Genomic DNA, 9,136 nt, shown 5'->3' with positions numbered 1-9,136 from the left:
TCACCCACGGCCTGCTCGCGATCGGCCATGGCGATTCGACCGCGGCGCGCCAGCATGCCGACACGGCCAGGCGGCTCGCCGGCGACGATCCGCTGACCCTTCTGCTGCACGCCCAGGCGGCGCAGCTCGAGGGCGACCGCGACGGCGCCCGCCGCGCCTTCCGCGCCATGGCCGAGCGCCAGGACACCCGCCTGCTCGGGCTGCGCGGCCTGTTTATCGAGGCGCAACGCGCCGACGATGCGATGGCCGCCGTGGTCATCGCCGACGAGGCGCTCAAGCTCGCGCCCAATGCGGCCTGGGCCTCGCATGCCGTGCTCGGCTTCCGCTGCGCGCAAGGCGACTGGAACGGCGCGCTTGCGATCCTCGACGGCAACTACACCGCCGGGATGATCGACAAGCCGACCTACCGCCGCCAGCGCGGCGTGCTGCTGACCGCGCGCGCGATGGCGCTGGAGACCGAGAACCGCGACCTCGCCCGCTCCAGCGCGATGGAGGCGGTGAAGCTGGCGCCGACCTTGGTGCCGGCGGCGGTGCTGGCCGCCAAGTTCGAGAGCGAGGCGCACCAGGTGCGGCGCGCGATGAAGATCATCGAGGCGGCCTGGGCCGCCTGCCCGCACCCGGATCTCGCCGACGCCTATGCCCATGTCCGGCTCGGCGATTCCGCCCTGCAGCGGCTGTCGCGGATCGAGAACCTCGCCGCGCGGACGCGCGACCATGTCGAAGGCGCGCTGGCGGTGGCCCGCGCCGCGATCGATGCCGCGGAGTTCGGCCGCGCCCGCGCGGCGCTGGCGCCGTTCGTGGACGATCCGACCCAGCGCGTGGCGATGCTGATGGCCGAGCTGGAGCGCACCGAGCATGGCGACGCCGGCAAGGCGCGCGAATGGACCCTGCGCGCGGTGCGGGCCCGCCACGATCCGGCCTGGACCGCCGACGGCTATGTCAGCGACCGCTGGCGGCCGATCTCGCCGGTCACCGGCCGGCTCGACGCCTTCCAGTGGCAGACCCCGGTGGCGAGCCTGCCGTCGGAGCGCAACAGCGTGATCGAGAGCTCGGAATTCGCCGAGGCCGTGCTGGCGCCGCCGAGCCGCCCCGCGATCCCGGAAGGCCTGGTCGAGCCGCCGCGCGCCGCGCCGGCCGCGCCGGTCGTGATCACCCCGGCCACGCTGCAGGACAACGAGCCGCCCCGCCCCGCCGAGATCGCCGCGCCCAGCGCCGCCGTCGAGACGCCGGTGGAGGAGGCCGTGGACAAGCCTGTCGACAAGCCGGTGGATGGCCCTGTCGACAAGGCTGAGGACAACCGCGGGGTCGAGGCCGCGGCTCCGCCCGCAGCCGAGCCGGCGCCGCCGCTGCAGGCCGCCGCGCCGAGCGAGGCCGAAGCCGAGGCTGACCCGACCGACGAGCCCGAGCCTCCGGCCGAGCCCGCCAAGCCGGCCGAAACCGCGGCCGCCGCCCCGACGCCGCTGTTCCGCAACCGCAGCGATCTGGCCAAGCCGCCGGAGACGCCGATCCAGGCGATCGTCCCGATTATGCGGCCGCCGGACGATCCCGGCGTCGAGGACGACGACCAGCCGCGCGACGAGTTCGCCGAGCAGATCGCGCCCAAGGCCCAGGCCGGCGGCTGGCGCGGCTTCTGGTCCAGGTTCGGCGGCTGAGCCGGGCTGAACAGGGCATCCCGCCCGCGCGCCGGGCCGGTCACACCGGCCCGATTCCGCGTCCCCGACGCGCGCGCGGCCTTGCCAATCGCGCGTCCGCCCGATATCAGGAGCCCGTTCGCGTCAACCGGCCCCGTGCCGGCCGCACCGCTTTGGTTCGCCGCAATAGCTCAGCTGGTAGAGCACGTCATTCGTAATGACGGGGTCGGGGGTTCGAGTCCCTCTTGCGGCACCATTTTCCGGTCCGATGCAATCGCAATTCGTCCAAATTGTCATACGAAACAACCGCTTAGGGGCCGGATGATCGTCCAATGATGTCCGAGACGGTCCGTTGGTATCTGATCGGCTTCGTTGGTATATCTGTTGGTATCGATCCCAAGGCTGCGGGGATGTACCAACATGGCTCTCACCGATCTCGAAATCCGCAAGGTTCAGCCCGGCACGGTGCTGATGAAACTGTCCGACGGTGGCGGACTCCAACTCTGGGTCATGCCTGACGGCGCCAAACGCTGGCGGCTTGCCTATCGCCACAACGGAAAGCAGAAGACCCTCGCTCTCGGCGTCTATCCTGCGGTCAGCCTGCGTGAGGCTAGGGAAGCCCGCGACGACGCAAAGCGTCTGCTTGGAGCGGGACAAGATCCGTCGCTAGCCAGAAAGTTGGAGAAGGCTGCGAAGGCCAAGTCGTCGGCCAACACCTTCGATGCTCTGGCCGACGAACTCCTGGAAAAGAAGCGGGCGGAAGGCAAGGCACAGGCCACCTATGGCAAGGTGGCGTGGCTGCTTGGTCTCGCGCGCGTTGAACTCGGGACCCGCCCGATCGCTGAGATCTCCGCGCCGGAGGTGCTGCGGGTCCTGAAAGCGGTCGAGGTTCGCGGCCGGCTCGAAACCGCCAAACGGCTACGGGCCACCATTGGGCAGGTCTTCCGCTTCGCCGTCGCTACCGGTCGGGCCGACTCAGATCCAACGGGCGCCCTCCGGGGCGCGATCGCTTCGCCCGTTGTCCAGCATCGGGCCGCGATCGTCGAGCCCAGAGCATTCGGCGGTCTGCTGAGGGTCATCACCGGCTATGAAGGCGCTCCAGAAACACAGGCAGCGCTGGAGCTGCTAGCGCTCACCTTCGCGCGCCCCGGCGAGGTGCGAGCCGCGGAATGGAGCGAATTCGATCTCGATGGTGCGATCTGGTCCATTCCGGCGGCAAAGATGAAAATGCGGCGTCCACATCGCATCCCGTTGGCGCCCCGAGTTGTCACCTTGCTACGCAAGCTTCACAGCCTCACGGGAAACGGACGCTTCGTTTTCCCGTCTAACCGATCGCGCGAGCGTTGCATGAGCGAGAACACCATCAATGCGGCCCTTCGCCGACTCGGGTTCACGAAAGACGAGATGACCGCGCACGGCTTCCGATCGGCCGCCTCGTCGATGCTGAACGAATGCGGCCTGTGGAATGCCGACGCCATCGAGCGGCAGCTGGCCCATGTCGATAACGACAGCGTTCGTCGCGCCTACGCGCGCGCCGACTATTGGGAAGAGCGCGTCCGCATGATGGATTGGTGGGCCACGCGATGCGCGGAATTGCAAGCCGGCGGCATTGTCATTCCGCTGCGAGCATCGTAGCAGCGGCCGATCGCGGTGGGATGATCCGGTTTGTAACCTATTTTGATTCAGACGAAACCCTCTTCAACGAGCTTGGTACCCTCTGACGTGATGAGGTGGCGGTGGCCCGAGCCGTCGACGACCCGACTCCAACTCTCGGAGATCAGCGTTGCGTTGACGCCCGTTTGATCAATGCGAAACCTGAATCCGCCGTACATGCCTGGCACGGGAAACCACATCTCCGGAAGATCCAACTCTAACAAAGGCTCCAGTTCCGGCAACCTGAGTTCCTGCTCGGGCAACTTGAATTCACGAACGATCCGCCCGCGAATCACGTCGTGGAAAAGACCTTGGATTCGCAGAAGTATTCCTAGAGGGACGGAGTGCTTGCACCGGGGTGCCAATATGTCGAGCAATTGCCGGTGGCCCCGACGCTCGGCGACATCAACAGGCCGCTCGCCGCGGGCATTCTGTAGCGTGCGCCAAGCCCCCATGTCGATGAGGCGCTGAGCAATCGCCACCGGCGCGCCTCCATGAGCAGCTTGATGCAATGGAGCATAGAGAGACGGCCCGTCCAGCCGGGTGACGTTCACCAAGTCACTGTGTGCGGAAAGGACATCAAAAACCTGCGCCCAGTCGCCGGTCTTTGCGGCATCGGCCAGTGAATGACGAACCAAAGCAGCTTGTTGCCGCAATTGCTCAGCGCACCTTACTCCGTCCCAGACCACGTCCAATTGTTCGCTCCAACGCAGTGTTTCCGCTGTCGCATGGCTGAAAAAAAGAACGACGCCCGTCGACTCGCCTCATTCCGAGAAGCCCGTCGAGCCCGGTGTGAACTTCAGCTGCTTCGTATTGTCCCGCACGACCCCGACATCGCCATCGTCAAATCCATCCGGCGCTTCAGCCTCGATCTCCAGGGTCAGCTTGACCTTGACGCCCTTCGCGCGCTGAAGCTCCATGATCACGCTTTCCACGATCTTGCCGAAAGCGTTGACTGGGCGATTGCCCGCATCGATCTCGACTGAGCCGTAGAACCGCCGCGGTTTGCCAGGGCCAGCAGGCTTCGGCGGTTCGGGAGTTGGCGACCCGCTCGGCCGCAGCGGCTTGTCTTCCCCTGCACCCGGCTCGCTCGCTCCGGGGCTTGGGGCGTCACGCACCCGCTCCAGCGCGACATCCTTCCGTACTAGCACCGCACCGGGTCCGAAGAACTCCGGAGGTGACTTGGCGAAGATCAGCGCCTCGTAGCTGTCGTTCGCCGCGTCGTAGCTCTCGGCGTAGCCGAACATCGGATCGAGCTTACCGAGCGCGTCCTTGATGGCCTGCTCCAACACCACCCGATCGCGCAGCTTCGGCAGGTAGACATAGGATGCAAACCAGTCGACGATTTCGCTGATCGGCAGATGCGGTCGATCCTCCGGCCATAACGGTTTGATGTGCCGCCAAAGCGACTCCGCTCCGAGCGTCTCCATCGCGACGCCGTCCCCGCGCGCCTTGTCATAGACGCCCTGCGGGATTGCGCCCTTGTCCCGCGCCGACACCGCCAAGTGCTCCAGATCGAATGCTTTCCCGGCCTCGGTGTCAGCGTTCTTGATCGGGTAGAGCACGTGGCTCCAGGCATTGCGGACCGCCTTCTGGGCGCCCTCCCTGCTGGTCCTCGCCTTATCCTTTGCGTCGATCGCCTGCGCCTGCGTCAGCTGCTGCTGGAGCTTGCCGTCCGCAACGATCGAGGCCCAAGCTATCGAGCGTCGAACGGATTCTCGCGCTACGGCGAGTTGCGCCTCGTCGGGTGTGACGAAGAGCAAAGTGTTTCGGAGGCGGCGCTGCGAGGCTCGACAGCGCATCAGCGCATCCGTGACCGCATCCGTCGCCGGGCTCTTTCCAACGCCCTTGCCGACGTGCGGAGTCGACGAGCCAAGGATCACGAGGGAAAGCGCATCGGCCTCGTCGATCGTCGTCGCGTCGTCAGGTGTCGCGAACACCCTGTGGAAACCGCCCTTCGTCGCCGCATCCTCCTGCAGCAGTCGGGCGATGGCTCCGTCAACCTCGTGATCCGGGTACGCCTTGGCGCGATCCTCGGCGACGCGGTTCAACGTCGGCTGTGTTGAGAACCAGAAGCGTCCACCTTCCTCGTAAAGATAGGCGGCGCGCTGCTTAAGCTCGTTCAACGCCTCGCTGAAGATCGCGAGCTGGTCGCCTGGCTCGGCGCATGCGAGCCGCAGCGCGGGAGCTCCGATCCCGGCGTTGGGATGCCCGACGAGCGGGGCGGAGCACATGAAGACGGCGCGCGCAGCGCGCGTGGCTGCTCGGGCCTGTGAGATACGCCGTTGCGGGTTCGCCTCGATTTGCGCAGGCAGCGCTCCCTCGCCATCCACCTCGCGGTCGACGATCGCGCCGAATGCCGGGTCGAGCGGGTACAGCACGCTTGCGCGGATACGATCGTTCGCAACAGGAACACGCGCGGGCATGATCAGCGGGTCGGGCACGCGCTCGTGCCAGAGTACGCCGACAACGTTCGCCATGAAGCGCAGGACGCCTCGCGTGCGCTGGAACTTGTCGAGACTCGCCCATTCCTTCGACAGCCGATCGAACAGCTCCGGGTGGATTGGATAGGACATGCGCAGCAAGTCATAATACCGAGTTTCGCGAACCTCTGGCGGAAACTCGGCCGCATTCTTCTTGTAGAGTTCGTGGAACGCCTTGATAGTCTCGTCCCGCGCCTTTTCGCCGTCAGTGTCGAGCGTCTGGAAGAGGCGGCGGCGGATGATCTCGTAGGTCTCGTCACCAGAAGCTGGCATCCAGGGCGACTGCACGCGGCCGAATACTTTTTCGAGCCGTGCCAGCGCCTGCACGCCCTTGTCGCCGCCCGCCTCGGTGTTCGCTTCCGGCAACGATCCGACAAGCAGAGCGTTTGGCGCGATCTTCACCGCCTCGGTGAGTGATTGGATGAAGGACAGGAACGCTTCGAATCGATCGTCCGGCAGCTGACGCGCATAGGCCACGAGTTCGTCTAGCAGTATGACGCTAGGGCCCGCGAGCTTCAGCACCTCGACCATAAGCTCGGAGCCGGGATTTGTGCGAGCCGCCTCGGCATCCGCGACGATTGTCAGCCCGCGCTCGCCCGCGAGCCGCCAGGCGATGTAGCCCCAGAGTGTATGGACCTTTGGGCCGTTCTGCAGGTTGAGCGAAGTATCGGTACCCTTAGAAGATCCGACAAAGACGGCCACCTGCGGCTTTCTCCAGCCGCTCAACCCCGCCGCCTTGTAGAGCTGGCCGACGCCTTCGAGATGATCCAACTCCGCTGACTTCGCGAGATGGTAAACGGCCAGCATCGTATGCGTCTTCCCGCCGCCGAACGCGGTCTGTAGGCCGATGATGGGATCGCCCCCCTTACCGGAGAGGCGCTGTAGGCCACTGGTTAGCACACGACGTAGTCCCTCGGTGAGGAAAGTAATGCGGAAGAAGTTTTCCGGCGCGCCGTAGTCCTCAGTCGCATAGCCGGCATCGACTGCGAACAGATCCGCGGCGAACTCCGCCTCCTTGAATCGATTCGCCAGCACATCAGGATGTGGCAGGGCGACCTCGATCCAAGGCTTCAGAGCCTTGCCGGAGGCGATCTGCGCCGGAGGCGGAGCAAGGTCTAGCTTCGGAGCTGCAGTGGCCGGGACGGCGGCTTGCGGCGACGGGGCAGGAGACATGCCGTGGGTGCGCTGGGCTTCATAGAGCTTCCGCAACTCGGCGATCTCGCGCTCCGGAGCCTTAACCGCCTTAAGCAACTGGTGCATCGCGTCGAGGTAACGCAACGCCTCGTCGTCCTGGAGCGGGATCGAGAGGTGGGCAGTAGCGTTCCGTGCTTCCAGCGCGGTCGAGGCGAAGTTGCGCACACGATGCTTCTCGTTGCGCGCAAAGGCTTCGTCGAATACCTCGCGCCAGCGGTCAATCATTGTCTTGATCAGGCCGTAGGCGTCCAGCGCAGAACCAGGCGCGGAGCCCATCGCGCGGCTGGCGTAGTGTAGCCAACGATCGCCGTGCACCGCCTTCATACGCGCTGTCACGAAGGGCGTCAGGCCGCGTTGCAGATGGAACAGGCCGTTCTGAACCCGCGTCAGCACATCCTTGTCGGCTGACATCAGGTGTTCCCCCTATCGAACGTGAATGCGCCCTGCACACCGCGAGTAGGGGCAGCCGTTGTCAGACCGGCTGCGCGGTCCTCGAGATGGGCCCATTCTTGTGCCAGCTCGTTGTACACTAGCGCCTCCTGGCTCCAGCCCTTTTGCGTGGCGATCTCGAAAAGGCGGTAGGAGAGCTTCTGGGCATCGGCGGACTTCGCACCCATTTGGGCGACAAGCCTCGCTGCTGCCTCGCCTCCACCGTCTTCGGCATTGAGCACGCGCGCGGTATGCTGGACGCACTCCCATATGGTCAACGTGTGATCGCCGACAGGGGACCAGCCAGCCGGGAGTTCGTGGCGCTTCGTCAGAGCAGTCCTTCCGTGCAGATTTCGGAACACGCCGGAGTCGAATAATGCGCGGTCAGGGATATTCTTGGCGTTGGCGAGCATCGTCAGCTCGCCGGATGGCTTCACCTCGAAGCCGTAGCTCGCGAACCAAGCGAGAGCGACCTGCGTCTCCGGATCGAAATTGGCGTCGAGCTCGTTCTCGATCTCCTCCCAGACCCGATTGATCAATGACAGGGCCGTCTTTACGCTCATCGCACTGTCGTCGGTCTCCAGTACCTTGGCGTACCGGCTGAACACACCCATCCCGGGTCCAATAACGGACTGCTGCATGTCCACGGGACCAACGCCTGCCTTGCGGATTTCCTCAATCGCGTCGGGCATCTCGCGTTTGAGAGCACGGATGAACTCGGCGCGAGTGATCACCTCGGCGTCCGACCCGCGCTTGCGGCAGACGAGAACGACGGACGAGGCTAGAGCGTTGGCTCCGCGCCCTATTAAGCGGCCGGCGCTCTCCGTCCTCAGGGGCCATGTTCCGTCCACCATCAGGCCAGCTCCGACAACCGCCTGTAGGAATGAGGACCAACCAGCAGAGGTTACGCCATCCTCTGCTATCTCTGACTGCTTGAAAGCATAGTAAATCGCAAAGGGTACGTCGTCTGCGGCCGCCTTGCGCATGGCAGTCAGAGCCTCGCTCATGCCGCGGATAAAGAATGCTTCAGCCCTATCTCTGTCACCGTGTCGATAAGATGTTGCGACCAGCTCAGACTCTTTTGGAGTAGTAAGCCGACGGAACAGATCAGGCCAAACATTCGATAGCGAACGCCTGAGCCAAACGTAGAAGTAGTCTGACAGATCCGCGTACTCGATATTATCGTAGTATGGGGGGTCTGTGTTAATGATTACAGGGCGAACAGGATAGCCGTTGCTCGCAGCATCTAATGCGCTTACCGCTCCAAATCCGGTCGATCTTTGGTTCGCGACCACGTTTGATATAGCGTTCGAAATCGTCGTGAGAGACGCACTGGAGTCGCCGAAGTAGCTTCCCTCGCAGTAGTCCCACACCATCGGCAACGCTTGACGGCCGAAGGTCCCCCGAATGGCATTGTCATCTGTAAGCCATGTTGAAAGCGTGCTTCCATAGTCAACTGCACGACTAATCACAAAGCCGAGATATGTCGCAATAGCATCTGCGTATGCCACCGCCCCACACCCACCTTCATGCAGTGGCTTTCCATCTTGTGGGAGACTCGCGGCCCGCGCGTCGGCGAGCACGCGCTCGCGAGTCTCGGACACCAGATCAGAGAAGGTCGTCAGTGCGACAAGCTGGCGCGGAGTAAAGTAGTCCGCGAAGGTCCTGAAACAGTAGCGGCGACCCTGAGCGTTGCTGGCGAAGGTGCCCCTGCACTCCTGCGTGGGCAGATTCATTTCGTCCACA

Annotated in this window: 5 protein-coding genes and 1 tRNA gene; 3 read left to right on the top strand and 3 right to left on the bottom strand. The window is 64.4% G+C overall.

Going from position 1 to position 9,136, the window contains the following annotated elements; translation table 11 throughout:
* From BRAS3809_RS04555 to BRAS3809_RS04545, 3 genes are all read left to right on the top strand, one after another.
* On the top strand, positions 1 to 1,652 hold a 1,652-nt coding region (locus BRAS3809_RS04555; RefSeq protein ID WP_035655254.1), incomplete at its 5' end, for a heme biosynthesis protein HemY.
* Between the two features lie 159 nt (positions 1,653 to 1,811).
* A tRNA-Thr gene (locus BRAS3809_RS04550) sits at positions 1,812 to 1,887 on the top strand.
* Positions 1,888 to 2,051: 164 nt separating this feature from the next.
* Positions 2,052 to 3,266 carry a tyrosine-type recombinase/integrase gene (locus BRAS3809_RS04545; protein ID WP_008960926.1) on the top strand — a complete coding sequence of 405 codons (1,215 nt, stop codon included), beginning with the start codon at positions 2,052 to 2,054 and terminating at the stop codon, positions 3,264 to 3,266.
* Between the two features lie 47 nt (positions 3,267 to 3,313).
* Here the strand turns inward: BRAS3809_RS04545 and BRAS3809_RS04540 are convergent, their stop codons facing one another.
* The 3 genes from BRAS3809_RS04540 to BRAS3809_RS35700 all read right to left on the bottom strand — a co-directional run.
* Positions 3,314 to 3,973 carry an ankyrin repeat domain-containing protein gene (locus tag BRAS3809_RS04540; RefSeq protein ID WP_240535595.1) on the bottom strand — a complete coding sequence of 220 codons (660 nt, stop codon included), beginning with the start codon at positions 3,971 to 3,973 and terminating at the stop codon, positions 3,314 to 3,316.
* Positions 3,974 to 4,048: 75 nt separating this feature from the next.
* Positions 4,049 to 7,372: a DUF499 family protein gene (locus BRAS3809_RS04535; protein ID WP_008960924.1), complete on the bottom strand. Its 3,324-nt coding sequence runs from the start codon at positions 7,370 to 7,372 to the stop codon at positions 4,049 to 4,051.
* The coding region (locus BRAS3809_RS35700; RefSeq protein WP_210161094.1) for a DUF8807 domain-containing protein at positions 7,372 to 9,136 on the bottom strand (1,765 nt) is incomplete at its 5' end. The genes BRAS3809_RS04535 and BRAS3809_RS35700, both read right to left, overlap by 1 nt.

The sequence above is a fragment of the Bradyrhizobium sp. STM 3809 genome (assembly GCF_000239795.1).
GTDB lineage: Bacteria > Pseudomonadota > Alphaproteobacteria > Rhizobiales > Xanthobacteraceae > Bradyrhizobium.
The sequence above is the reverse complement of the archived record's forward strand: the minus strand, read 5'-3'. Positions and strand labels throughout refer to the sequence as shown.